The following is a 24,170-nucleotide window of genomic DNA, read 5'->3' as shown; positions in this document are numbered from 1 at the left end:
TCGATGAGGTGCGCCACGTCGTCCAGGCGTACCCGCAACGTCGCCCGCGCCTGCGCGCCGCCGCGCCGGGCAACAGGCGGCCCGGCCTCCTCCATCCGCACCTCGGAGATCTCCAGGCAGACCTCAGGGCTCGGACGGGCGGACGCCGAGGCGTCGGAGCCGAGCGCCTGCTCCTCGGGCGTACGGTCATCGCGGTACGGGCTGCTCTCGGCCATGACCTGCGATTACCCCTCACGTATCCCATCAGGCTCCGACATAAGGGGACTTGGGGGAGGTTTGACCGGAAGGTCAGGCAGGTGGCAACTCCCCGGACCCCCGGGCGACCAGCTCCACGGGAACCGTGATCCGGCGCGGCTCGCGTACGGGATCCAGCAGCAGCTCCACCGCGCCGCGCGCCAGCCGGCCGATGTCGTACCGCACCACCGTCACCCCCGGGCTGAACAGGCCGGCCAGCGCGAAGTCGTCGAACCCCACGTACGCCGGCCGCTCGGGACGCTCCCGCAACGCCTGCAGCACGCCGATCGCCGCCCGGTTGTTCGTCGCGAAGAACGCCGTCGGCGGGTCGGGCAGGTCGAGCAGCCGCCCCACCTCGTACGACACCCGCCCGGGATCGAACACCCCCCGCACCACCAGCGCCTCGTCGGCCGCGGCCCCCGCCTCGCGCAGCGCCGCACGGTAGCCGCGGGCCCGGTCGTGCACCGAGCTCAGCCCGTCGTCGTCGGAGATCAGCGCGATGCGGCGGTGCCCGTGGGCGAGCAGGTGCGCGGTCGCCGTCCGGCCGCCGCGCTCGTCGTCGAGCATGACCACGTCGGCCCGGTCGAGCCCGCATGGCACACGGTCGACGAAGACCGTACGGGGGCCGCCGTGCTCGGCCAGCCAGGAGTGGTCGGCCGGCGAGGGCACGACGATCAGCGCGTCCACGCCCCGCGCGTGCATCGACTCGATCAGCATGCGCTCCTTGTCCGGACGCTCCTCGTACGAACCGAACACCACCAGCGCCTCGTGCTCGGCCGCCGCCGCCTCCACCGCGGCGGCGAGGCGGGCGTAGAACTCGTTGGAGATGTTCTCCATCACCAGGCCGAGCGTGAGCATGGTCGCACCCCGGGCCAGCCGGGCGGCGGCCTCGTTGCGGCGGAAGCCGAGCGCGCTGATCGAGTCGTGCACCCGCTGCTGCAGCGAGGCCCGGACGTGCGGCTCCTGGTTGACCACGCGGGACACCGTCTTCAGGCTGACGCCCGCGTGCCGGGCGACGTCCGCCATGGTGGGCTTACGCGTTGTCATAGTCTGCCCCCATGGAGGATGAATGGATCTGCGGCCGGATGGACGAGGACGAGCCGTGGACGCTGGGCGCGGTGAACCCGCCGGTGTTCGAGAACTCGTTGTTCACCTTCGGGACGGCGGCCGAGCTGGGAGCCGCGATCCGGGACGAGGACGAGCGGTATGTCTACGGCCGCGGCACCAACCCGACCGTCGACGTGGCGCAGCGCAAGCTGGCCGCGCTGGAACGCGGTGAGCGGGCCAAGTGCTTCGGCTCGGGGATGGGCGCCATCTCGGCGACGATCTCCTCGCTGGTGTCCGCCGGTGACCACGTGCTGGTGCTCGGCGCGGTGTACGGGCCGACCACGCAGTTCCTGCGTTACCTGGAGAAGTACGGCGTCACGCATACGCACGTCGACGACCTCGCGGGATGTGACAGCGCTATCAGGGCGAGTACCCGCCTACTGTACTTCGAGTCGCCCTCCTACATGGCGTACGCGATCGTGGACATCGCCGAGGTGGCGGCCTGGGCGCGCGGGCGCGGGCTCGTCACGGTCATGGACAACACCTGGTCCACGCCGCTGTTCCAGAAACCGCTGACGCTGGGCGTGGACCTGGTCGTGCATTCGCTCTCGAAGTACGTCGGCGGGCACAGCGACCTGGTCGGCGGCGTGGTGGTCGGACCGTCCCGGCTGATCCGGCCGCTGGCGCTGACGGAGTACCAGCTCTACGGCGCGGCCATGTCGCCGCACGACGCGGCCAAGGTGATCAAGGGGCTGCGCACGCTGCCCGTGCGGATGGCCGCCCACCAGGAGCGGGGGCTCGCGGTGGCGGCGTTCCTGGAGGGGCATCCCGCCGTACGGGCGGTGAACCATCCGGGGCTGCCCTCCCATCCCGGCCACGCGACCGCGTTGCGGCAGATGTCCGGCTTCTCCAGCCTGTTCAGCATCGAACTCGCCACGGACGATCGCCAGCAGGCCGCACTTTTCCTCGATAAATTGCGACATTTCAGGATTGGTGTGTCCTGGGGAGGCTTCGAGAGCCTGGTCATCGCCCCCGCCCTGACCCTCGAGGAGAGCGTGCGGGCCACCATGGGCATCCCCGTCGGCCTGGCCCGCCTGTCGATCGGCCTGGAGCCCGCCGCGGTCCTCGTCGAGGACCTGGATCAGGCGCTGAGCGCCCTGCCCGGCCCCTCGCGTCCGATATCGGGGTGAACGGAATACCCGACCGCTCATCGCGCTGAACAGACCTTTCACCGCAGGCCATCCCCAACTAAACGCGGTACGCGAGCGGCTCGCCGAACAGCACCCCCACGCCTCTCCACGACGGGTAGGTTGCGCTCTTACGTTGAGCGTGATCCGCATCACAGTGGAGGTCTCGTGACGACCAGAGAACATGACGCGTCCGTTTATGAACAGGTGCAGGAGAGCAGTGAGTTCCAGGAGCTGAAGCGGCGTTTCCGCCGCTGGACCTTCCCCATGACGGTGGCCTTCCTGGTGTGGTACCTGCTGTACGTGGTGTTGTCCGGCTGGGCCCGCGACTTCATGGGCATCAAGTTGTTCGGCGACATCAACGTCGGGCTGATCTTCGGGTTGCTGCAGTTCGTCTCGACGTTCCTCATCGCGTGGGCGTACGCGCGGCACGCCGAGAAGAAGCTCGACCCGATCGCCGACAAGCTCCGTCACGAGGTCGAGGAGAAGACGCAGTGAGTTCCACGACGCTGGGGATGATCCTCTTCCTCACCTTCGTCGCCGGCACCCTGGCCATCACGTTCTGGGCCAGCCGCCAGACCAAGACGGCCGCCGACTACTACGCGGGCGGCCGGTCCTTCAGCGGCGTCCAGAACGGCCTGGCGATCGGCGGCGACTACATGTCGGCCGCCTCCTTCCTCGGCATCGCCGGCATCATCGCCGTCTCCGGCTACGACGGGTTCCTGTACTCCATCGGGTTCCTGGTCGCCTGGCTGGTGGCGTTGCTGCTGGTGGCCGAGCTGATGCGGAACTCCGGCAAGTTCACCATGGCCGACGTGCTGGCCTTCCGGATGAGCCCGCGCCCGGTGCGCACGGCGGCGGGCGTGTCCACGATCGTGGTCAGCATCTTCTACCTGCTGGCCCAGATGGTCGGCGCGGGCGCGCTGGTCGGCCTGCTGCTCGGCATCACCAGCGAGGCCGGCAAGGTCTGGACGATCATCGGCGTCGGCGCGCTGATGATCGTCTACGTGGTGTTCGGCGGCATGAAGGGCACCACCTGGGTCCAGATCGTCAAGGCCGTGCTGCTGATGACCGGCGCCGCGCTGGTGACGCTGCTGGTGCTCGGCAAGTACGGCTTCAACCTCTCGTCCCTGCTCGGCCAGGCCGCCGCCACCAGCGGCCCGAAGGCCAACCCCGGCAACTTCCTCATCCCCGGCCTGAAGTACGGCACCGACGCCCAGGGGCTCGCGGGCAAGATCGACCTGATCAGCCTCGGCCTCGCGCTGGTGCTCGGCACGGCGGGCCTGCCGCACATCCTCATCCGCTTCTACACCGTCCCCACCGCCAAGGACGCCCGCAAGTCGGTCCTGTGGGGCATCGGCATCATCGGCGTGTTCTACCTGCTGACCCTGGTGCTCGGCTTCGGCGCGGCGGCCATCGTCGGCAAGACCGACATCCTCAAGGCCGACAAGGCGGCCAACACCGCCGCCCCGCTGCTCGCCGAGCGGATCGGCGCGCAGATCTTCGGCGACGTCGGCGGCACGATCCTGCTCGCGCTCATCGGCGCCGTCGCCTTCGCCACGATCCTGGCCGTCGTCGCGGGCCTGACCCTGGCCTCCTCCTCCAGCTTCGCCCACGACCTGTACGCGCACGTCTTCAAGCGCGGCGGCGCCAGCGAGCGGCAGGAGGTCGTGGTGGCCCGCGTCTCGGCGCTGGTCATCGGCGCCATCGCGATCGGCCTCGGCATCCTCGCCCAGGGCCAGAACGTGGCGTTCCTGGTCGCCCTGGCCTTCGCCATCGCGGCCTCGGGCAACCTGCCGGCGATCCTCTACAGCCTGTTCTGGAAGAGGTTCAACACGGCGGGCGCGGTCGCGGCCATCTACGGCGGCCTCGGCTCGGCGCTGATCCTGGTGATCTTCTCGCCGGTGGTCTCGGCCCCGCCGCCGCCCGCGGGCGGCGCGGTGACCGCGCTGATCCACGGCGTGGACTTCCACTGGTTCCCGCTGAGCAACCCGGGCATCGTCTCCATCCCGCTCGGCTTCCTGTTCGGCTGGCTGGGCACGATCCTCAGCAAGGAGTACAACGCCGCCAAGTACGCCGAGATCGAGGTGCGCTCGCTGACCGGCGTCGGCGCCGAGAAGGCCACCGAGCACTGACCCCCGCTCTCCCTGCGCGTGACGGGGCCCGGCCTGCCACAGGCCGGGCCCCGGTCAGCGTCTACGGGCGTGTGCCCGGCCGGCCAGGTACAGCAGCGCCCCGACCGCGAGCGAGGCCAGGGCGATGCCGCCGACCAGCCAGAACCAGGTGCCGTACGCGACGCGGGCGCCGAACAGGGTGACCGTGCCGGCGTCGTTGGAGATCAGCGGCGTCCACGAGCCCGACAGCGTGGCCACCACGCCCACCAGCGAGGCCAGGGCGCCGACGATCGAGGCGGCCCAGAACACGGCGGGCGAGGCCAGCCGCCGTGCCTCGAACTGGGTCCGGTAGCGCCGCAGGATGATCAGCACGTCCACGAACAGCACCACGATCGACAGGCACCAGATCACCGTGACCGCGGCCTGCAACACGTTGTAGACCTCGGTCTGGGCGTCCGCCGGCGTCGCCGACGCGAACGGCACCACGACGAACGCCGCCACCGTGAACACCGCCGCCAGCACGGTCTGGATCCAGACGGCCACGTCGGGCACCTTGTGGGCGTTCACGTGGCTGACCACGGCGGGCAGCCGCCGGTCCAGCCCGGAGACGAAGATCAGCCGGGCGAAGGAGTAGTCGTAGACCACCGTGATGACGAAGAACATGGCCGCCAGCAGCAGCGCCACCAGCCGTCCGGCCCACTCGCCGAGCCCGACGCCCACCGCCTGGGCGACGGCCGTGACCCCGGCCGCCCGGTCCGGCGGTACCGACACCATCACGCCCCACGTCGCCGCCAGGTAGGCGACCATGACCGCGAGCGAGCCCCACAGCAGGTAGCGGGTCACCGCCCGCTCGTGCCGGATCTCCACCCCCATGTTCAGCGGCACCTCGACCCCCAGCAGGGCCAGCACCGCCAGGCCGAAGAAGCTCCAGTTGGCGAAGTTGACGCCGTGCTCGGCCGACGGGCTCCAGGCGGCGAAGTCCCACGGGTCGGTCGCCGGCGGGTTGCCGCGCAGCAGGTGGACGACCCCGGCGGCGAACATGAGCAGGATCGCCAGCCCGTAGGCGACGAAGACCGCGTTCACCACGTTCTGCGTGAGCCTGAACCGCAGCGCCGCCAGGACGGCGGCCAGCACCAGGATCACCACGATGATCCCGCCCTGGGCCTGCACCGGCAGCTCGCCCAGGGCCGGGAACACCAGCCCCAGGAACGACATCGTCAGCGTCCCCGTGGCGACCATGACCAGCACGCCCGGCCACCACGCGCAGAACCCGGCGAAGAACCCCCAGAACGGCCCGAACGCCTTGCTCGTCCACAGGTAGATCGACCCCTCGCCGGGGAACATCACGCCGAGCTGCCCCGTGACGATCGCGCACGGCACGAGGAAGAGCGCGAACGCGATGGCCCACCAGCCGAAGGCGGCCGGACCGGCGCTCTGGATGACGGCGGCGTTCGTGATGAACAGGACGACGGCCACGAAGATCGCGACCATGTCGAAGGTGGTCAGCACGCGGGGCAGGATCCCGCCCGCCACCCGCTCGGACAGCAGCTCGTCGTCGGTCATGGCCCGGCCTCCCGCACGCAGGCGGATCGTCTCACCTGCCAAGGTCTGCCCGCACGCCCGCGCCGTCAAGCGGCAGGCGGGCGAGTGTCAGCCTCGCCGGTCGTGTACCTCTACGGCCAGGTGCGGCCACGGCCAGGTCGCCAGGTCCGCCGCCGTCGCGGGCGCGGCGGCACGCAGGTCCGCCCGGGGGAGGAACCGGACGCCGGTGCCGGTCGTGCCGTCGCCGGCGACCGGTTCGAGGTCGCTCACCGGCAGGCCGTGCTCGTACCGGCGGGTCCAGGAGCCGTCCAGGCGGCGGTTGGTGTGGACGAGCCACTCGCTGAGGGCCGCGACCACGGACATGCCCCGGCGCGGGTGGCCGTCGGGCAGCGTCTGCGCGCCGGGATGGTCGAAGAACCGCAGGTCCCTCGTGGCCATGATCGGCTTCTTGACGGGCCGTCCGTGCTCGTCGAGGCGGGTGTCGGTGCCCCGGCCGTCGTCGGTCACCTCGACCGAGCCGTCCGGGTGCAGGACGACGGCGCAACGCCCGCCGCCCCGGCTCTCCGCCTCGTCGGCGGCGTACGCGACGACCTCCAGGACCAGGTGCGGCACACCGCCGGGAGCGAACTCGCCCGGACGGCGGCGGATGCCCGCGAGGTGCTCTTCGTCCACGCCGCCCGTCCAGTCGTGCGTCGTGTTCCGCCAGGAAGCCCGTGCGTCGTTCATCACGGCAAGTATGCCAAGCGCGTGCCGAGGCGGCCGCGGACGACCTCCCGGAGGTCGTCCGCGGGCCGTTCTCAGCTTCCGACCGGCTCCGCGCGCAGCCGGGCCGAGTGCTTGACCAGGGTGATCAGCACCTCTCGGCTGGAGTCCCGCTTCCGCGCGTCGCACATCACGATCGGGATCGACGGGTTGAGCTGCAGCGCCAGCCGCACCTCGTCCAGCTCGAACGTCGGCGACCCCTCGAAGCAGTTCACCGCCACCACGAACGGCGTCCCGCGCCGCTCGAAGTAGTCGACCGAGGGGAAGCAGTCGGCCAGGCGGCGGGTGTCGGCCAGGATGACGGCCCCCAGGGAGCCCTCGGCCAGCTCGTCCCACACGAACCAGAAGCGTTCCTGCCCGGGGGTGCCGAACAGGTACAGGACGTAGTCGGTGCCCAGGGTGATGCGCCCGAAGTCCATGGCCACCGTGGTGGTGCGCTTGGCCTCCACGGAGGTCAGGTCGTCGACGCCCACGCTGCGGTCGGTCAGCACCTCCTCGGTGCGCAACGGCCGGGTCTCGGACACGGCTCCGACCATCGTCGTCTTGCCCGCACCGAATCCGCCGGCGATCAGGATCTTGATCGCCGTCGGGAGGCGCGGGCGCTCAGAGCGAGCGAAGACCATCGAGCACCGCCCTGTACATCTTCATGTCATGCATGTCCACCTCGGATTGCGGTTCCTGGGCAGAGACGAGTTCGCGGTCGAACAGGTCGCCTAGCAGCACGCGGATCGTGCCGGCCGGGAGGTTCAGGTGCGCGGCTATCTCGGCGACGGACTTGGGTTCGCGGCAGAGCTGGAGGATGCGCAGGTGTTCGGGGTCCAGCCCGGCGTCGGGCCCCGGCGGCGGACCCACCGCCAGCGCCATGGAGATGAGGTCGAACTTGCCGTGCGCGGGCTGGGTCCGCCCGCGCGTGACGACGTAGGGCCGGATGATCTCCGGATCTATCCAGTGTTCGTCCGTGGACTCCTCCGTGGTGCTCACCGGTCGCTCCTGGCGACGGCCTCGGCGTTGCGCGCGCCGGAGGTGAGGTACTGGCCGACCCGCGCCACCAGCATCGCCATCTCGTACGCCACCAGCCCGATGTCGGCGTTCTGGGCGCACAGCACGGCCAGGCAGGCGCGCTCGCCCGCGGTCGTCACGATCAGGAACTGTGACTTCCACTCCACGACCGTCTGCCGCACCGCGCCGGCGGAGATGTGGTCCGCGACGCCCTTGGCCAGGCTCTGCAGGCCGGAGGCGACGGCCGACAGGTGCTCACCGTCGGTGCGCTGCAGACCGGCGGACGAGGCCATGAGCAGGCCGTCGGAGGACAGCACGATGGCGTGCTCGGCCTCCTTGATCCGGCCGATCAGGTCGTCGAGCAGCCAGTTGAGGTCGGTGCCCGCGCTGGGCGTCATGTCGGGCCTCCCGTCGGGAGCCGGGCCGCGGCGCTCATGCCTCGCCTCCCGGCTGCTCTTCCATCAGCCTGGCCGCCTCGGTGCGGCCAAGACGGGTGCCTGACTGCAGGGATCCCATCATGGCGCGGATCTCCTCGGGCGAGCGCTCGTCATCGTCCTCCTCGAAGTCGGGCTGCGTCGGCGTGTCGTCACGCAGCGCTGGCGCCAGGTTGGCCTGGGGGACTCGGAACGGCAGGCCGGACGGCGTGAACTCGGCCACAGGCTGCTGCTCCGGTTCCGCGGGCGGTTCTGGTTCAGGTGAAGGCGAGGGTGCTGGGAAGGGGGTGGCCACCGCGTGGAGCTGGGAAGGGGTGGGGGCGGGCATGGGGGCGGGCATCGGGGCGGGACGCGGCGGGGTCAGGGTGCGGACGTTCTCGGCGGGCCGCGCGACCGTGGCCAGCGTGGTCCCGGTGCTCGTCCGGCGCGGCAGGCTCGGCCGGGTGTCGCCCTCCGGGTGCCGCGGCGCCGGGTCGAGCTCGACGAGCTCCTGCGGCAGCAGCACCACGACCGTGGTCCCCCCGTACGGGGAGGGCTTCAGCACGACCTGGATGTCGTGCCGCCGGGCGAGCTGGCTGACCACGTAGAGCCCCAGCCGGGCGGTGCCGGAGATGCGGAACTCGGGCGGGTCGGCGATGCGCTCGTTGGCCGCGTCGAGGTCCTCGGGCTTCATGCCGAGCCCGCGGTCCTCGATCTCGATGACGTAGCCGTTGGCCACGAGCTGGCCGCTGACCTGCACGTTCGTGTACGGCGGCGAGAACGACACGGCGTTCTCGATCAGCTCGGCCAGCAGGTGGATGACGTCACCGACGGCCCGGCCGACGAGCACCACCTCGCCCATCGGCATGAGCGTGACCCGGGTGTAGTCCTCGACCTCGGCCAGCGCGCCGCGCACCACGTCCACCATGGGGACCGCCCGCCGCCACGTACGGGCGGGCGACGAACCGGACAGGACGATCAGGTTCTCGGCGTTGCGCCGCATCCGGATGGCCAGGTGGTCGAGGCGGAAGAGCTCCTTCAGCTCCTCGGGGTCGGTCTCCCTGCGCTCCATCACGTCGAGGACGGTCAGCTGCCGGTGCACCAGGCCCTGGGTGCGGCGGGCCAGGCTGAGCAGGATGTCGCGGATGCTGCGGCGCAGCTCCGCCTGCTCGGCCGCGACGCTGATCGCCGTGCGCTGCACGGTGTTGAACGCCTGGCCCACCTGCCCGATCTCGTCGTCGCCGAACTCCAGCGCGGGCGCCTCCTTGGCGACGTCCACCACCTCGCCGTGGCCGATGCGCTCGACGATGCCGGGCAGGCGGTCGTCGGACAGCTCGTGGGCGGCGTCGCGCAGCTTCTTGAGCTGGGCGAGCAACTGCCTGGTCGTGGTGATGGACAACACGATCGAGGCGATGACGGCGATCAGGCCGAGACCGCCGGCCAGGAGCAGCCGCACGATGACGCCGATGGCGACGGGGACGATCCGGTCGAGCAGGCGGTCGCCGCCCGCCAGGGTCGTGGTCTGCATGCCGGCGAGCGTCCCGTCGGCCGCCGCGCGCCAGCTCTCGCCGCTCATCGGAAGCGGGCCCATGCCCGGCTCGTGCTGGACGAGCTGCGCCTCCATGGCCTGCAGCCGCACGACGGACTCGCTCTTGAGCCACGCGTCGAACGCGGTCCTGTCCTCGTCGGGCAGCCTGTCCAGCGCCTCGGTCAGCGTGTAGTGGAAGATTCCCGACGTCTTGACGAACTCGGCGTGCTCGTTCTCGGTGAACGCGCCCTTGGCGAAGACACCGGACAAGAGCGCGTCCTCACGGGCCAGGAACTCCCGCGAGCGGGACATGTCCGACAACGTACGACCGATCTTGGCGATCTCCTTGTCGTCGAAGGCGGCCACGGAGTCGTACATGCGGTACATCGCGTCGATGGCGTTGTTGTACTGCCGCGTCGCCTGGGACAGGTCCGCCTTGCCGGTGTCGATCGCCTTCCGTGCCGCCACGAGCTTGTCCAGCTCGGCGTTGACCTCGGAGATACGTTCGAGCAGCGGCTCGTCGGAGGCGAGATCGACCACGTTGCCCTGGGCCGTGGAGGTGAACTCCGCGCGCAGGGAGTCGGTCTTGGCCCGCTGGTCGCGCATGCCCCTGTCGACGGTCCGCGAGCCGGCGCCGAGGTGGGCGACGGTCAGCCGGCGCTCGCGCTGGAGCTCGACCAGCAGCGGCTCGCTCGGCTCGACGATCCTGCTGTCGACGGTCGCCGCCCAGAGCAGGTTGACGCCCTCTCTCAGCGTGACCCACGCCGCGAACGCCCACAACAAGGTGAGCGACACGATTAGCGCCGTGACTTTGGCCCGGACACTGGCATTACGGAAGCGCATGAAGCCCTCCGGAAGAAAAAACCACGCGGTCAGCAGGCCATGTCAAGACGGAGAAAGGGGTACTCCAGGAATCCGACACTCGGGTCACCCTAGCAACGCCTGAATACTGCCTCAACACGCTAGAGCACCATAAAGAGTACTATGTCCTATTTTCACACCTGGAATTTCCTTCGGTGTGACATATTGTGACATGCTGAGCGGCGATGACCGCAGCCCGCACGATGGCTGTCGGCGAGTAAAGCTCCTTGTCATGCCACAGTGGTGGATAGTCAGATAAATTGGCCGACCGAATCAGGTACTCATAACCGCGCCGCGCGGCCCGTTCGCATCGTTCGTCCGGTTCGGGACCGGACAGCAGGAGAGCCTGCATCCCGTACGCCGTCTCCTCCGGCCGGCCCGCCCACCGGCCCCAGGATCCGTCGGCCCGCTGGGTCGACAGGATCCACTCCCGGGCCCGGCGCACCGCCTCGGCGTACCGGGGTCCGCCGAACTCGCCCAGCGCGAGCACACAGCTCAGCGTGGCGTAGTACGGCGAGGCGTGCCACCTGTCGCTCCAGCTCCCGTCCGGCCGCTGCCGCTCGGCCAGCCAGCGCGCCACCCGCTCGATCCGCGCCCGGTACGCCTGCGCCGCCGCGGGCCTGGCCCGCGCGTACTGGCCCAGCGCGTCGAGCACGTGGGCGTTGACGCTGACGGAGGAGCCGTCCTCGCCCTGCCAGGTGCAGAAGTGCGCGCCGGTGTCGAACGCCGCCAGCGACGAGGGCTCGTACGGCACCCCGAGCAGGGCCAGGGCGTAGAGCGCGACGCTGGTGGTGTCCGCGTCGGCGGGCAGGCCGGCTCCCGCGGGGGTGCCCTCGGGCCCGATGGCGGCCCTCAGGTCGGCAGCCATCTCCGGCGGCACGTCCACCGGGACGCCCGCCCTGAGCAGCCAGCTCAGCACCCAGGCCCGTTCGAAGACGGTGATCGGCAGGCCCACGGGCACCGGGCCGCCGTACCGGAGGGCGACGGCCTCCAGGTGGTGCCTGGCCGGCGCCGCGCCCTCCGCCTCGGGCCGGGCGGACAGCCAGGCGGCCGTGGCGGCCGGCGAGGCGCCGACGGTGCCGATGGGCATGGGCCGCACCGCGCCCGTCGCGCCCACGACCTCCAGCACGTGCTGCACCTTCTGCGGCGGCTCGCCGCCCGACTCCAGCAGCCGCCTGATCCGGCCGAGCCGCGTGGTGTCCATGCCGGGCGGCAGGGGCAGGGGCGGCCCGTCCACGTGCTCGTTCACCAGCCGGACGAGGGCCGGGACGATCAGCTCGATGGCCGGCGTGTCCGGCAGGTCCGACGCCTCGGCCAGCATCGGACGCAACGCCTCCAGCCCCGCCTTGACCGCCGGGAGCAGCGCGCCGGGGTCGCCCTCGCCACGCGCGACCGCGGTGAGCAGGGCCTCCGTGGCGCTCAGCGTGGGCACCAGCGCGTAGCCGTCGGGAGGGCCCCACGCGCCGTCGCCGCGCTGCCCGGCCAGCAGGTACGCCACCCGCTCGCGGTGCCCGGCCAGATCGGGGGCGAGCGTGACCAGGCGCCCGGTCTCGTAGACCGACGGCGACACCTGGCCCCACGGCTGCGCCATCAGCTCGGCCACCAGGAGGCCGGCCTGTTCGGAGAGGTTCACGTCGTCGCCCAGAAGTCGGACAGGCCGTAGAAGCCGGCGCTGTAGTCGAGCTGCCATGTCAGGTACGCGGCCGGGCGCGGATGGCCGTCGCGCAGGGGGGCGATCAGCGCGTGCGCCTCGCGGGCCAGCGCGGCCATCCGTCCGGTCACCTCGTCGCGGGTCAGGCCGAGGGTGAAGGCATTGAGGTCGCCGTACGCCTTCTCCCGGTGGTGCGTGGCCAGGTCGTTGAGCAGGCGCAGGTACCGCTGCACCGCCTCTCCGGCCGGGCGCAGGAGCTCCAGGGAGGCGGGCGCGCCCACCTGGCCGGTCGCGATCCAGTGCGAGACGGCCACGAAGTACGCGCCGCAACTGCCGGCGTTCGCCAGGTACTCCTCGACGGCGGGCGGCCGGTCGGCGCGGCTCCACTCCCATTCGCGGGCCATGGCCGTGAGCAGGCGGCCGAGCTGGTCGCGCCAGGCGGCCTCGAGCTCCGGCGTGGTGCCCAGCGTCGCCAGCAGGTCGGCGGCGAAGGCCCCGGCCGGGGCGGCGGGGGCCTGCGACAGGCAGTCGGCGATCAGCGCGGCGACCTCCTCGCGCGTACCGGCCTCGTGGTCGATCAGCCGGTCGGCGGCGAACACCAGCAGCGAGGCCCGGTTGATCGCCCGCAGTTCCCCGGCCGTCGCCCAGGGCGAGCCGAACGCGCTCGCGAGCCCGAGGGAGGTGTAGAGCCCGGCGTCGAACGCGGCGGCCGGGAACAGGTCGCCGAAGCGCGCGGCGTGCCGGGCCAGCTCCCGGCCGCCGGACACGGCCAGCGCGCAGGCGCGGCCGGTGTCGAAGGCGTTCACCGCCGTGCCTCCAGCGTCATGGTCATGCCGCGCGGCGGGCGCAGCGAGGAGGCCAGGCGCGGGACGGGCGGCCGGTCGAGGTGCACGTGGGGGCGGTACCTGCGCAGGATGCCGGCGATGAGCAGCGGCGCCTCCATCGCGAACAGGTGTTGTCCCAGGCACACGTGCGGCCCGGCGGCGAAGGGCCAGTAGGCGTAGCGGTGGCGCGGCGCGGCGCCGTCCGGCGCGAAGCGTTCGGGGTCGAACGTGGTGGGGCGGTCCCAGAACTCGGCCAGCCGGTGCGTGAGGTACGGGCTGAGGATCACCGTGGAGCCCGCCTCGACGGTGACCCCGCCGATCACGTCGTCCGCGATCGCCCTGCGGGGCAGGATCCAGCCCGAGGGGTAGAGCCGCATCAGCTCGCTGACGAACATCTTCAGGTACGGCATGCGCGGCAGGTGGTCGATGCCGACGGGGTCGTCCCCGACCACGTGGTCCACCTCGTCGTACACCTTGGCGGCGATCTCCGGGTGGGCCTGGAGCACCGGCCAGACCCAGGACAGCGCGGTGGTCGAGGTCTCGGTCGAGGCGCCGTGCATGGCGACGAGGTCGTCCCGGATCCGGCGGTCGCCGCCGGCGCCGCCGTCCTGCGTCCGGGCTCTGACCAGGCGCGAGACGACGTCGTCGCCTTCCAGCTGCTGCCCGCGGGCCTCGGCGATCCGGGGATAGACGACCTCGTCGATGGCCTTGATCGCCCGCCTGAACGCCCGGTCGCCCGGCATCGGCACCTGCTCCGGCACGAACGGCAGCACCACGCGCAGCGCCTTGGCGGTGACGGCGACGTCGTAGGCGGGCACCAGCCGGTTGATGTCCTCCAGCGAGATCTTCGCCCCGAAGAACAGCCGCACGATCACCGGGTGCACGATGGCCGACATGCCCTTGGCCACGTCGAACGGCTGCCCGGGGACGATGGTCGTGTCGATCAGCTCGTCCATGATCCGCGCCATGTTCTCGGCCATGGCGTTGACGTGCCGGGCGGTGAACAGCGGCTGGAGGATGCGGCGGCTCTCGGCCCAGTTCTCGCCGTCGGACAGGATCCCCTCGCCGAGCAGCGGCGCCAGCGGATCCCAGAACATGCCCTCGCGCAGGTAGTTGGCCTGGTTGGCGGTGAGCACCCGCTCGACGTGGTCGGGGTGGGTGACGAGGTAGGGGCGGAAGGGGCCCATGTTCAGGCGTACGACCCGGCCGCCGGCCTCGGCGCCGGCCGCTTCGAGCGCGTGGACCGGAACCCGGTGTCTGGTGAGCCTGGTGAGGAAAGGGATAGTCCTGGTGGCAGTGGCAATATCCGCCACGAGTGTGTCTCCCTTGCGCCCGTCTTACATAACGGACATTTGATGACGAAGGTTAAACCTAGGCTGGAGTATCACATGAGCGTGCATCTAGATTCAAGATCGAACATTGGCAGGAGCACCACGTGAACCTCAGCCGCCCCGGCGCCCGGCTGTCGGACGCCGACATGATCGCCCGCTGTCGTCGCCTGGTGGAGCCCGCCATGCGCGCCGCGGTCGCGGGTCTGCATCCCTGGGGAGCCGCCATGGTCTCCTACAGTCTGGGCTGGTCGGACGCCACCGGACGGCCGCATGAGGGGGCCGGCGGCAAGAGCGTGCGCCCGGCCCTCGCCATCCTCAGCGCCGAGGCCGTCGGCGGCACCGCCGAACAGGCGCTGCCGGGAGCCGTCGCGATCGAGCTCGTGCACGCCTTCTCGCTCGTGCACGACGACATCATCGACCAGGACGAGCTGCGCAGGCACCGGGACGCCCTGTGGAAGGCGTACGGGGTGGGGCCCGCCCTGCTGGCCGGGGACGCGCTGCTGGCCCTGGCCGTGGCCCGGCTCGCCGACCGCCCCGAGGCGATGCGCCACCTGTCGGCGGCCCTCGTCGAGCTGGTCCAGGGCCAGACCGCCGACATGGCCTTCGAGAGCAGGCCGTGGAGCGGGCCCGGCGAGGTGAGCGTGGCCGAGTACACGCAGATGGCGGCGGGCAAGACCGGGTCCCTGCTGGGGGCGGCCGCGGCCGCGGGGGTCGCGCTCGGCGGCCGGCCGGACCTCTCCGAGCGCATGTGGCGCATGGGGGTGGAGCTCGGCGTGGCCTTCCAGATCGCCGACGACGTGCTGGGGATCTGGGGGGAGCCGCAGGTCACCGGGAAACCCGTGCACGGCGACCTGCGGCTGCGGAAGAAGACCCTGCCGGTGCTCGCCGCGCTGGGATCGGGCGAGCCCGCGGCCCGTCGCCTGGCCGACGCGCTGGCCTCGGGCGAGACCGACGACGCGGCCCTGACGCTGGCCGCCTGCCTGATCGAGGAGGCGGGCGGCCGGACGATCGCGGACCGCCTGGCCGCCCGGCACCTGAAGGCGGCGCTGGACGTACTGGACGAATGCCTGCCCGGCGCCGTCGCGCTCAGGGAGCTGTGCGTCTCGCTGGCCGGCCGCGCCCGCTGACCCCGTTGCCCGCGCGGGAACGGGCGCCGGTCGATCAGGGGCGGGAGGCCTCGTCGAGGAGGGCCAGCTCCTCCTCGCCCAGCTCCAGCTCCGCCGCCGCCAGCAGCGGCTTGAGCTGACGGGGGTCGCGCGCGCTGGCGATCGGCGCGGTGACCGTGGGCTGGGCGGCCAGCCAGGCCAGCGCCACGGAGGCGGGCTCGGCGCCGCGCTCGGCGGCCACCTTCAGCAGCTCTTCGAGCGTCCTGCGCCCGTGCTCGGTGTCCAGGTACTCGGCCGCCTTCCCGGCCCGCGGGCTGTCGACCGTGACGCCCGGCTGGTACTTGCCGGTCAGGAACCCGCGGGCCAGCCCGAAGTACGGCGTGCTCGACAGGCCGGCCGACGCCACCACGTCCCGCAGCTCGCCCTCGTAGCCCCGGTCGACCAGGTTGTACGGCTGCTGCAGCGCCACGTACGCGGCCAGCCCCTCGTCCCGGGAGATCCGCAGGGCCTCGGCCAGCCGCGCCGGCCCGTAGTTGGACGCGCCGATCTGGCGTACCTTGCCCTCCTTGACCAGGGCGTCGAAGGCGGCCAGCGACTCCACCAGGGGTGTGTCGTGGTCGTCCACGTGCGCCCAGTACAGGTCGATGTAGTCGGTGCGCAGGCGGCGCAGCGAGTCCTCGACGGCCGCCCGGATGGTGGCCGGGGCCAGCCCTTCGAGCCCCTCCAGCATGCCGACCTTGGTGGACACGACCATCGAGTCCCGGTTGCCGCGGTCGGCCATCCACTCGCCGATGATCAGCTCGGACGTGGACTCGCCGGTCACCCAGTGGGGGTAGACGTCGGCCGTGTCGATGAAGTTGCCGCCGCCCTCGACATAGGCGTCGAGCACCGCGAACGAGGTCTCCTTGTCCGCGGTCCAGCCGAAGACGTTGGTGCCGAGCGATATCGGGAAAACGGACAGGTCCGTCGTGCCTATTGATCTCATGCGGCCATTATCCGCGTCACCGGCGAGCGGGCACGGACGGCGCCCCGGTCGCGTGCCGCCAGGTCAGCGGCGGTGCCGAGGGCGCCGCGACCGCCGGCCGGCGCGGCGTGGGCCAGTGCTCCACGCACGCCGGCCGGCGCGGCCCTCGGTCAGTGCTCCACGGAGGCCAGGTCGAGGGCGCGCGGGGTGAGCAGCCAAACCACCAGCGCGCCGACCAGCATCAGCGCGGCCCCGGCTCCCGAGGTCAGCGCCAGCGAGTCGGTGAAGGCCGCCCTCGCCGTCTCCACCAGCCCCGCCCCCTGTGCCCCGAGGTCGGCGGCGACGTCGAGCGCGCCGCCCAGCGACTCGCTCGCCGCGCCCGCGCCGGGGCCCGCGTAGTCGAGCGCGTTCCGGTAGACCGCGGCCGCCACGCTGCCCAGCACGGCCACGCCGAGCGCCGCGCCCACCTCGTAGCTGGTCTCTTCGATGGCCGCCGCGCTGCCCGACTTCTCCGGCGGCGAACCGGCCATGATCACCGCGGAGGCGATGGCCAGCGCGCCGTTGCCCGCGCCGATCAGCGCCAGCGCGACGGCGACCGGCCAGTAGCCCAGCGGCTGCGGCGCCAGGCACACCAGCAGGAACCCCAGCCCCGTCACCGCGAGCCCGCCCGTCAGCACCACCCGGGCGCCGACGCGTTCGGCCAGGACCGGCGCGAGCGGTGAGGCGATCAGCGCGGCCAGCGCGGCCGGCAGCAGCCGCACGCCCGTCTCCAGCGGCGCGTACCCCTGGACGAGCTGCATCCACTGCGCGAGCAGCAGCAGCACGGCGGCCATCGCGATCGACGTGGTCAGCGCCGTCACCACGCCCGCCGAGAACGGCCCGCTGCGGAACAGACCGATCTCCAGCAGCGGATCGGGCCTGCGCGCGCACCGCACCACGAACCAGCCCAGCGCGCCCGCCGCGACCACCGTGGCGGCCAGGGCGGCGGGCGAGGTCAGGCCGTCCTTGCCGAACGTCTTGACCGCGTACAGCAGCGCGGCCATGCCCGCCATCGACAGGACGGTCCCGAGCGCGTCCCATCGGCCCGGCCTGGGGTTGCGCGTCTCGGGCAGCAGGAGCAGCCCGGCGACGACGGCCGCCGCCATGACGGGCACGTTCACCAGGAACGCCGACTGCCAGGAGAAGTGCTCCAGCAGGAACCCGCCCAGGATCGGGCCGAGCGCCGCGCCCATCGCCGCCATCGCCGACCAGACGCCGAGCGCCCTGGCCCGCTCGCCCGGATCGGTGAACAGGTTCCGGATCATCGACAACGTGGACGGCATGATCATCGCGCCGCCCACGCCGAGCAGCGCCCGTACGGCGATCACCTCGGCGGCCGAGTCGGCCAGCAGCACCGCCGTCGAGGCCACCCCGAACACGGTGAACCCGGCCAGCAGCATGCGCTTGCGCCCCCACCGGTCGCCGAGCGCGCTCGCCGTGACCAGCAGCCCGGACAGCACCAGCGAATAGGCGTCCACCATCCACAGCAGTTCGACCGAGGTCGGCCGCAGGTCCTCGGTGATCGCGGGCAGGGCGACGTTGAGCACGGTCATGTCCATGACCACGAGCAGCACGCTGGCCGACAGCACGGCCAGGCCCGCCCACCGCCGGCGCGCCGAGAGGCCGGTGACCGTCATCACGACCACCCCCCGGCGCCCGCGCCGGCCAGGAACGTCTCCCGCAGCAGCCTGGCGGCGTCCCTGCGGGCGACGTCGCCGCGTCGCAGGCTCTCCCGGACGGCCACGAGCAGGCCGTAGACCGTGTTGCTGATCCAGCGGGGCGGCAGGTCGGCGCGCAGCAGGCCGGCCCGCTGGGCGGCGGCGAAGAGCGCGATCTCGCGCTCCTCCAGCTCCTCCGAGCGGCGCAGCAGCTCCGGGTGCACGGCCATCGCGTAGTCGGTGAGGCCGAAGCCGTACTCGTCGGCCACCTCGATCCACCCCTCCAGCAGGGTCTCCAGGGCCCGGCGGAGCACGCGCGGGTCGTCGGAGGCGGCGGCGGCCGGCACGTCCGCGCGCACCTGGAGGTCGTGCCACCGGTCGTGCGCGCGGTGGCCGAGCGCCGTCATCAGCTCCTCGCGGCTGCTGAACTGCCGGTGGAGCGTGGCCCTGCTGACCCCCACCGCCTCGGCGAGCTGGGCCATCGAGGCGGCCGGATGCTCGTTGAGGTGCTGGATCGCCGCGGTCATGACCTGCTCCCGGCTCACCACCATGAGACAACTCCGTCAAATATGAGACATTTACGTCTCAAGCCTACACGGCGGCCGGAGGGCAGCAGGCTCTCGCCCCGGCGGGATGGCGATGAAGTCGCAGGTGGCGCTAGGGTGCGAGCTGTGTCGATCGGTGACGCGCGCACGCGCATCCTGGACGCGGCCGAGGAACTGTTCGCGGGCGGCGGCTACGAGGCCACGCCGACCGCGGTGATCGCCAGGCTCGCGAGAGTCCCCAAAGGGCTGATCTTCCACTACTTCCCCCGGAAGATCGACGTACTCGTCGCCCTCGTCGACGAGCGCACCCTGATCGAGGAGGGCCGCGAGGTCGACGCCGTGCCCGGCGACCCGGCCGGCACGCTGGCCCGGCTGGCGCGCGGGCTGCCGCTGCGGGCCTCACCGGCGATGCGGCGCATCCTGTTCCGCGAGGCCGACACGCACGGCTCGGTCAAGGAGCGGCTCGGCAGGCTCAACGGCGAGCTGATCAGCAGGGCCAGGTTCGCGCTGGAGCTGGCGCTGCCCGGCACGCGCGGCGACGCGGCCCGCCTGGAGGTGGCCGCGGCGACGTTCGCCGCCGTGCTGCTCTACCAGGAGAACCTCTGCCAGCTAACCGGTCACCAGATCGACCCCGACGCCGTCGCCGAACTCATCGCCCACGCCCTCGGCTAGCAGCTCGTCGAGGGCGTCGCGCAGGTGGCCGAGCAGGCCCCACACGTCGTCCACGCGCTCGGGGCAGGCCACGATGCCGAAGTCGAGCATGCCGTCGTAGGAGAAGCAGGTGATGTTCACGCCGCCGGACAGGTCGGTCAGCACCGACAGCGGGTAGTAGGCCAGCACCCGGCCGCCGCACATGTAGAGCGGGAACTGCGGGCCAGGCACGTTGCTGATGATCAGGTTGATCGGCGGGAACGCCGTCCCGGCCAGCCGGAAGATCGCCGGGGTGGCCAGGCTGGTGACCGGCGCGGGCAGCAGCGAGCACAACTCGCCGAGCCAGCTCGCCGGCGCGAGGGCGAAGCGCCGCTTGGCCCTGCTCATGGTCTCGCCGACCGCCCGCAGCCGCTCCCCGGCGTCGGGTACGTTCGTCGGCATCGGCGCCACCATGGCCGAGATCTGGTTCCCGACCACGTCCGAGGCCCCGCCCGTACGCACCGACACCGGCACGGCCACCACCAGCGGCTCGGCGGGCAGCGCGTCCCGTTCGTCCAGCCACGAGCGCAGCGCCGAGGCGCACAGCGTCATCACCACGTCGTTGACGCTGATGCCGTTGGCCTTGGCGACCTTCTTGACCTCCTTCAGCGGCACCGACCCGAACGACAGCTCGCGCCGCGCGCTGATCGGCCCGTTGAACGGCGTGCGCGGCGCGGTCAGGCCCGGCAGCTCGGGGCGCTGCTTCTGGTCGCCGGTCACCAGCCGGGCGGCCCTGGCGATCGCCTGCGCGCCGGGCAGCGCGCCGGCCAGCGGGATCGCGTCGAGGTCGCCCGCGGCCCTGACCACCGAGCGGGCGGCGCGCACCGGATGGGTGAGCGTCCGCACGGCGGCCCCGGCCAGCATCTCCACCAGGCCCGGCGGGTCCTGCCGCGGCGGCGCCGGGCGCGGCCCGCGCTCCCGCACGCCCTCCGGGGTCAGGTCGAGCAGGGTCGCCAGGGTCTCCGCGCCCGACACGCCGTCGATGGCCGCGTGGTGCACCTTCGTGTAGACCGCGACCCGGCCGCCCGCCAGCCCCTTGATCAGGTGCATCTCCCACAGCGGACGCGACCGGTCGAGCCTGCGCTCGTGGATCGCGGCCACCGCCTCGGCCAGCGCGGCGTCGTCGCCGGGCGCCGGCAGCGTGGTCTCGAACAGGTGGTTGGCCAGGTCGAAGTCCGGGTCGGCACACCAGTAGGGACGGTCGAGCCCGAACGGCACCTCGACCAGGCGCAGGCTGAGCGCGGGGGAGAGGTGGACGCGGTCCAGCAGCAGCTCGGCCAGCGCGTCCCGGTCCACCGCGCCGCCGGCCGGGTCGAGGACCGCCAGCCCGGCGACGTGCGCCGCGGTGGTCTCGGACTCGACATGGAGGAACTGGGCGTCCAACGGGGTCAGCTGGCGCATCTGCTCTCCCTTCTTCCTTGCGTGCTTCGACGTCCGCTTCGACGTCTGCCTCGATGTGTGCTTCGTCTTGTGCGAAAGCCTCGCACGGTGTCATTTCCGTAACGTTTCCGCGAGAGTCTTTCAGATGAAATGCACACCTCCGAACCACTTCCTGATGAACGGCCAGCTCAGCCGTGTTCGTGACACTTACCTATCCGTTGACCACCTGCACCGGATGCCGCACGACCGCGTCGAAGGAGTAGCCGAAGGGGTGCTTGGGCGTGCGCAGCGGCTGCGTGGCGCCGGTCTCGTCGGTGGCCCTGGCCATCAGCACGGCGGGCCCGGTGTGCTTCGGCGCCCACTGGACGTGCCACGGCAACCACGCCCCGACCAGGTGCGGGCCGTGATGCTCGGCCGGATGCCAGGACTGCCCGCCGTCGAAGCTGACCTCCACCGCGACGATCCGCCCGCGCCCCGACCACGACCGGCCGCGCAGCACGTGCGGCCCCGGACGGCCGCGCCAGGCGTGCGGGCCGCGGATCGGCAGCCGGGCGTCCCAGGGCAGCTCGAAGGCGCTCTTCACGGGCTGCGCCGCGACGTCCCGGTAGAAGACGGTGTTCCAGGGCGTGAACATCTTGCTGGTCGAGACCTCGATGTCCCCCAGCCACTTGATGGAGGCGATCCCCACCCAGCCCGGCACCACCAGCCGCACCGGGAACCCGTGGTCGGGCGGCAGCGGCCGGCCGTTCATCTCGTACGCCACGAGCACGTCGAGCATCGCCTTGCCGACGGGCAGCGGGCGGCGGACGTGGCCGTGGTGCTCGAAGGGCGCGTCGAGACCGGTGGGCAGCACGTCCACGGCCTCGGGGCGCAGGCCGGCCTCGGCGAGCAGGTGGCGCAGCGGCACGCCGCGCCACCTCGCCACGCCGACGGCCCCCAGGCCCCACTGCGTGCCGGGCGCGGGGTCGCCCTGCTGGGTGCCGTAGAACGCGCGGCCGTTGCCGGCGCACTCGATGGCCACGTCGTGGGTGCGCGAGGGCATCGACAGCAGCTCGTCGTAGCTGAAGGCGCGCGGCCCGCGCAGCCCGGCGCCGTGCAGGTGGAGCTGCCAGCCGGCGGCGTCGATCAGCGGGGTGGAGGTGTGGTTCCTGACGAAGAAGCGGTCGTTCGGCGTGTGGTAGCCGACCCCGGACATCGCCTCCCACCGCATCTCCGCGTTCCCGTCGTGGACCAGGAACAGGTGGTCGGGCAGCGGTTTGACGATCGTCGCCGCGACTTGCTTCATGGGAGCCACCTCTCGCAAGACGTATTTCCTACCTGGAAACCATTTAATCTCCTCGCGCTGTCTCCGCGTGCGCGTGCTTGCCGAATGCTGTCCCGGCCGTGGGACCGTTCCAGCCGTACCGAGACCTACCCAGCGGCACGGGTGCGGCAACCGTGCCTTTCGGGGTGGTTCGTCAGTGCGTCCGGACGAGGGCGGAGAAGGGCTCGCCGGCGTTGAGCCTGGTCACCAGGTTGAGCAGCCCCGCACGGCCGCCGTTCTCGCCCAGCCAGCGGCTCACCTGGCAGGCCGACCTGGCGTACGTGGCGGGGTCCGCGCTCGCCGTGCGCAGCCACTCCTCCAGCGTCACCGGCAGCGGCCCGGACGGCGCCACCAGGCAGCGGTCCGCCGCGGACTCCGGGGCCAGGTAGCGCGGGTCGCCGGAGACCACCACCGCCAACCCCTCGTCGAACCACTGCGGCACGTCAGCGGAGGAGGCGAGCCTGGCGTGCAGCTCGACGTGGGACATCTCATGGGAGGCGATCACCGGGTCGAGGCCGCGCGGCGAGAGCATGACCGACCGGTTGAGCACCGCGACACCGCGCTCCTGGCCGCCGCCGATACGCCGGTAGCACGCCTCGGTCAGGCAGACGAGCAGGCCGGGTGAGCTCAGGCGGCCGCCGTAGAAGGCGGTGACCCGGCGGGTGGCCTGGCCGGCCACCTCGCCGACGCGCTCGCGCTGGGCGGGGGTGAGGCCGTCCTCGACGTGCACTCCCGGGCTCAGCTCGGTCAGGCCGTAGCAGCCGGGGCAGGTGGTGGCGGCGAGCGAGGGATAGGCCAGGGCGACCCCGCCGACGGCGGCGAACAACAGCCCGGCCAACGCGGCGACGATGATCTTCCACACCCGACGTCCCCGGCGCCCCGACTTGGGGCTCTTGGCGGGTGCGGCGGCAGGACCGGCCAACGGCCCAGCGGCGGAACCGCCGGCGGGATCGCTGGTGGGATCGTCGGTGGGATCGTCGGCGGAAGCGACGGGCGTGCCGGCTGGATCGGCGAGCGGCCCAGCGGTGGCGGCCGGTCCGCCGGACGGCCTGGCGGAATCGGTGGGGGCGGCTGGTCCGGCGGGCGGCCTGGCGGAATCGGCAGGGGCGGCGGCCGGATCGGAATGCGGCCCGGCGGAGTCGGCGGGCCGGGGCGCAGAGGTCGGGTCCGGGACTGCGGGGGGCGGGGTCTGGTTGTCCTCCATCGCCGTCCAAGCTAGCGAAGCAGAAGGAACCACGCGCACACCAACCACCGGACGGCCCCTGACACCCGCCACCACTGGACGGGCCCTGTCATCCGCCACCGGTCGGCTCCTGTCATCCGCCACCACTGGACGGGCCCTACGCCGACCACCGCACGGGCCCTCATACCTGCCATCTGGGGGCTGCGTACGCCGTCGGGCAGGCTGGGCACGCCTGCCCGCCGAAGAGGTCCTGTGCGCGTCGTCCGCCGGGGGAGCCCTGCGCGTCGTCCGTGGGGGAAGGTGCGTGCGACGTCCGCGGGTGGGGCCGTGCGCGCGCCGCCCGCGGAGCAGCTGTGCGTGTGCCGTCCATGGTGGGGTCCTGTGTGCGTCGCTTGCCGGGAGGCCCATGTGTACGCCCCCAGAAGGGCCTGCGCGGGTCGCCTATGGGGAAAGCCGTTCGCGCCCCGTCCGTGGGTGGCGATGTATGCATGCCGTGGATGGGGCCGGTGTGCACGTTGCCGGAGGGCACTGTGTACGCCGCGTGCCGGTGGGCAGTGCGCGGGCTGTCTGCGGGTGGGGCTGCGCGTCCGCCGACTGCGGGGTGGGGCCCGTGCGCACGCCGCTGGAGAGCCCTGTGTACGCCGCGCACTGGAGGAGGCCCTTACGCGTTGGTCGCCGGGTGTTGCTTGTGTGCGTCGGCCCCCGCTTCAGGGGGCGGTTCTGCTCTAAGGTTGCGGCAAATGTCCTGATTTGGGGTGTTAAGTCCGGATTTGAGAGCAGAATTGTGGTGGATGACCGTTCCTGGAGAA

At 72.0% G+C, this 24,170-nt stretch carries 21 protein-coding genes; 5 read left to right on the top strand and 16 right to left on the bottom strand.

Annotated features, from left to right (window positions below; all coding sequences use genetic code 11):
* Nucleotides 1-288 precede the first annotated feature (288 nt).
* Complete coding sequence (locus ABZ459_RS01505; protein ID WP_357964518.1) at nt 289-1,281, bottom strand: LacI family DNA-binding transcriptional regulator; 993 nt, start codon at nt 1,279-1,281, stop codon at nt 289-291.
* 11 nt (nt 1,282-1,292) lie between these two features.
* Between ABZ459_RS01505 and ABZ459_RS01500 the strand changes: the two genes are divergently transcribed.
* The 3 genes from ABZ459_RS01500 (at nt 1,293) to ABZ459_RS01490 (ending at nt 4,603) form a co-directional block, all read left to right on the top strand.
* Nucleotides 1,293-2,471: an aminotransferase class I/II-fold pyridoxal phosphate-dependent enzyme gene (locus tag ABZ459_RS01500; RefSeq protein ID WP_357964517.1), complete on the top strand. Its 1,179-nt coding sequence runs from the start codon at nt 1,293-1,295 to the stop codon at nt 2,469-2,471.
* 165 nt (nt 2,472-2,636) lie between these two features.
* Nucleotides 2,637-2,966 carry a DUF485 domain-containing protein gene (locus ABZ459_RS01495; protein WP_357964516.1) on the top strand — a complete coding sequence of 110 codons (330 nt, stop codon included), beginning with the start codon at nt 2,637-2,639 and terminating at the stop codon, nt 2,964-2,966.
* Between the two features lie 17 nt (nt 2,967-2,983).
* The gene (locus ABZ459_RS01490; RefSeq protein WP_357965842.1) at nt 2,984-4,603 is read left to right on the top strand and encodes a cation acetate symporter; all 1,620 of its coding nucleotides are present in this window, start codon (nt 2,984-2,986) and stop codon (nt 4,601-4,603) included.
* Between the two features lie 54 nt (nt 4,604-4,657).
* Here ABZ459_RS01490 and ABZ459_RS01485 read toward each other — a convergent pair whose 3' ends face one another.
* From ABZ459_RS01485 to ABZ459_RS01445, 9 genes are all read right to left on the bottom strand, one after another.
* Entirely contained in the window at nt 4,658-6,145 is a 1,488-nt protein-coding gene (locus tag ABZ459_RS01485) for an APC family permease (RefSeq protein WP_357964514.1), read from the bottom strand.
* Between the two features lie 87 nt (nt 6,146-6,232).
* Nucleotides 6,233-6,850 carry a hypothetical protein gene (locus tag ABZ459_RS01480; protein WP_357964512.1) on the bottom strand — a complete coding sequence of 206 codons (618 nt, stop codon included), beginning with the start codon at nt 6,848-6,850 and terminating at the stop codon, nt 6,233-6,235.
* A gap of 71 nt (nt 6,851-6,921) precedes the next feature.
* Nucleotides 6,922-7,509 (bottom strand): ATP/GTP-binding protein, encoded by a 588-nt coding sequence (locus ABZ459_RS01475; RefSeq protein WP_352324453.1) that lies wholly within the window; start codon nt 7,507-7,509, stop codon nt 6,922-6,924.
* Nucleotides 7,490-7,867, bottom strand: a complete 378-nt coding sequence (locus tag ABZ459_RS01470; protein WP_352356948.1) for a DUF742 domain-containing protein — start codon at nt 7,865-7,867, stop codon at nt 7,490-7,492. Before ABZ459_RS01470 ends, ABZ459_RS01475 begins: the two co-directional genes overlap by 20 nt.
* Nucleotides 7,864-8,283 (bottom strand): roadblock/LC7 domain-containing protein, encoded by a 420-nt coding sequence (locus tag ABZ459_RS01465; protein ID WP_357964510.1) that lies wholly within the window; start codon nt 8,281-8,283, stop codon nt 7,864-7,866. Before ABZ459_RS01465 ends, ABZ459_RS01470 begins: the two co-directional genes overlap by 4 nt.
* Nucleotides 8,284-8,317: 34 nt before the next feature.
* Complete coding sequence (locus tag ABZ459_RS01460; RefSeq protein WP_357964508.1) at nt 8,318-10,621, bottom strand: nitrate- and nitrite sensing domain-containing protein; 2,304 nt, start codon at nt 10,619-10,621, stop codon at nt 8,318-8,320.
* Between the two features lie 187 nt (nt 10,622-10,808).
* Nucleotides 10,809-12,320: a prenyltransferase/squalene oxidase repeat-containing protein gene (locus ABZ459_RS01455; RefSeq protein ID WP_357964506.1), complete on the bottom strand. Its 1,512-nt coding sequence runs from the start codon at nt 12,318-12,320 to the stop codon at nt 10,809-10,811.
* A complete protein-coding gene (locus ABZ459_RS01450) occupies nt 12,317-13,144 on the bottom strand; it encodes a hypothetical protein (protein ID WP_357964504.1) in 828 nt (275 codons plus the stop codon). Before ABZ459_RS01450 ends, ABZ459_RS01455 begins: the two co-directional genes overlap by 4 nt.
* Complete coding sequence (locus ABZ459_RS01445) at nt 13,141-14,475, bottom strand: cytochrome P450 (protein ID WP_357964502.1); 1,335 nt, start codon at nt 14,473-14,475, stop codon at nt 13,141-13,143. Before ABZ459_RS01445 ends, ABZ459_RS01450 begins: the two co-directional genes overlap by 4 nt.
* Nucleotides 14,476-14,597: 122 nt before the next feature.
* Between ABZ459_RS01445 and ABZ459_RS01440 the strand changes: the two genes are divergently transcribed.
* The gene (locus tag ABZ459_RS01440; protein WP_357964500.1) at nt 14,598-15,620 is read left to right on the top strand and encodes a polyprenyl synthetase family protein; all 1,023 of its coding nucleotides are present in this window, start codon (nt 14,598-14,600) and stop codon (nt 15,618-15,620) included.
* Between the two features lie 34 nt (nt 15,621-15,654).
* On the opposite strand, the gene ABZ459_RS01435 is transcribed toward ABZ459_RS01440, so the two are convergent.
* The 3 genes from ABZ459_RS01435 to ABZ459_RS01425 all read right to left on the bottom strand — a co-directional run bounded on the left by ABZ459_RS01435 (nt 15,655) and on the right by ABZ459_RS01425 (nt 18,811).
* Nucleotides 15,655-16,584, bottom strand: a complete 930-nt coding sequence (locus ABZ459_RS01435) for an aldo/keto reductase (RefSeq protein ID WP_357964498.1) — start codon at nt 16,582-16,584, stop codon at nt 15,655-15,657.
* Nucleotides 16,585-16,733: 149 nt separating this feature from the next.
* Entirely contained in the window at nt 16,734-18,239 is a 1,506-nt protein-coding gene (locus ABZ459_RS01430; RefSeq protein ID WP_357964496.1) for an MFS transporter, read from the bottom strand.
* Complete coding sequence (locus tag ABZ459_RS01425) at nt 18,239-18,811, bottom strand: TetR/AcrR family transcriptional regulator (protein WP_357964495.1); 573 nt, start codon at nt 18,809-18,811, stop codon at nt 18,239-18,241. The genes ABZ459_RS01430 and ABZ459_RS01425 overlap by 1 nt, the downstream gene beginning before the upstream one ends.
* Before the next feature lie 120 nt (nt 18,812-18,931).
* Between ABZ459_RS01425 and ABZ459_RS01420 the strand changes: the two genes are divergently transcribed.
* Entirely contained in the window at nt 18,932-19,477 is a 546-nt protein-coding gene (locus tag ABZ459_RS01420) for a TetR/AcrR family transcriptional regulator (protein ID WP_357964493.1), read from the top strand.
* Here ABZ459_RS01420 and ABZ459_RS01415 read toward each other — a convergent pair.
* From ABZ459_RS01415 to ABZ459_RS01405, 3 genes are all read right to left on the bottom strand, one after another.
* Complete coding sequence (locus ABZ459_RS01415) at nt 19,415-20,896, bottom strand: wax ester/triacylglycerol synthase family O-acyltransferase (RefSeq protein WP_357964492.1); 1,482 nt, start codon at nt 20,894-20,896, stop codon at nt 19,415-19,417. The two genes, ABZ459_RS01420 and ABZ459_RS01415, sit on opposite strands and share 63 nt — an antisense overlap.
* Before the next feature lie 190 nt (nt 20,897-21,086).
* Complete coding sequence (locus ABZ459_RS01410) at nt 21,087-22,160, bottom strand: sulfite oxidase (protein WP_357964491.1); 1,074 nt, start codon at nt 22,158-22,160, stop codon at nt 21,087-21,089.
* Between the two features lie 172 nt (nt 22,161-22,332).
* Nucleotides 22,333-23,040: a hypothetical protein gene (locus tag ABZ459_RS01405; protein WP_357964490.1), complete on the bottom strand. Its 708-nt coding sequence runs from the start codon at nt 23,038-23,040 to the stop codon at nt 22,333-22,335.
* Nucleotides 23,041-24,170 lie beyond the last annotated feature (1,130 nt).

This window comes from Nonomuraea sp. NPDC005692 (assembly GCF_040631115.1).
Lineage (GTDB): Bacteria > Actinomycetota > Actinomycetes > Streptosporangiales > Streptosporangiaceae > Nonomuraea.
The sequence above is the reverse complement of the archived record's forward strand: the minus strand, read 5'-3'. Positions and strand labels throughout refer to the sequence as shown.

Bases quoted from the DNA above. Each gene is read 5' to 3' on its own strand.
- ABZ459_RS01475 (WP_352324453.1), bottom strand. From the start codon at position 7,509: ATGGTCTTCGCTCGCTCTGAGCGCCCGCGCCTCCCGACGGCGATCAAG.
- ABZ459_RS01505 (WP_357964518.1), bottom strand. From the start codon at position 1,281: ATGACAACGCGTAAGCCCACCATGGCGGACGTCGCCCGGCACGCGGGC.
- ABZ459_RS01425 (WP_357964495.1), bottom strand. From the start codon at position 18,811: ATGGTGGTGAGCCGGGAGCAGGTCATGACCGCGGCGATCCAGCACCTC.
- ABZ459_RS01410 (WP_357964491.1), bottom strand. From the start codon at position 22,160: ATGAAGCAAGTCGCGGCGACGATCGTCAAACCGCTGCCCGACCACCTG.
- ABZ459_RS01485 (WP_357964514.1), bottom strand. From the start codon at position 6,145: ATGACCGACGACGAGCTGCTGTCCGAGCGGGTGGCGGGCGGGATCCTG.
- ABZ459_RS01480 (WP_357964512.1), bottom strand. From the start codon at position 6,850: ATGAACGACGCACGGGCTTCCTGGCGGAACACGACGCACGACTGGACG.
- ABZ459_RS01435 (WP_357964498.1), bottom strand. From the start codon at position 16,584: ATGAGATCAATAGGCACGACGGACCTGTCCGTTTTCCCGATATCGCTC.
- ABZ459_RS01465 (WP_357964510.1), bottom strand. From the start codon at position 8,283: ATGACGCCCAGCGCGGGCACCGACCTCAACTGGCTGCTCGACGACCTG.
- ABZ459_RS01415 (WP_357964492.1), bottom strand. From the start codon at position 20,896: ATGCGCCAGCTGACCCCGTTGGACGCCCAGTTCCTCCATGTCGAGTCC.
- ABZ459_RS01500 (WP_357964517.1), top strand. From the start codon at position 1,293: ATGGAGGATGAATGGATCTGCGGCCGGATGGACGAGGACGAGCCGTGG.
- ABZ459_RS01490 (WP_357965842.1), top strand. From the start codon at position 2,984: ATGATCCTCTTCCTCACCTTCGTCGCCGGCACCCTGGCCATCACGTTC.
- ABZ459_RS01430 (WP_357964496.1), bottom strand. From the start codon at position 18,239: ATGACGGTCACCGGCCTCTCGGCGCGCCGGCGGTGGGCGGGCCTGGCC.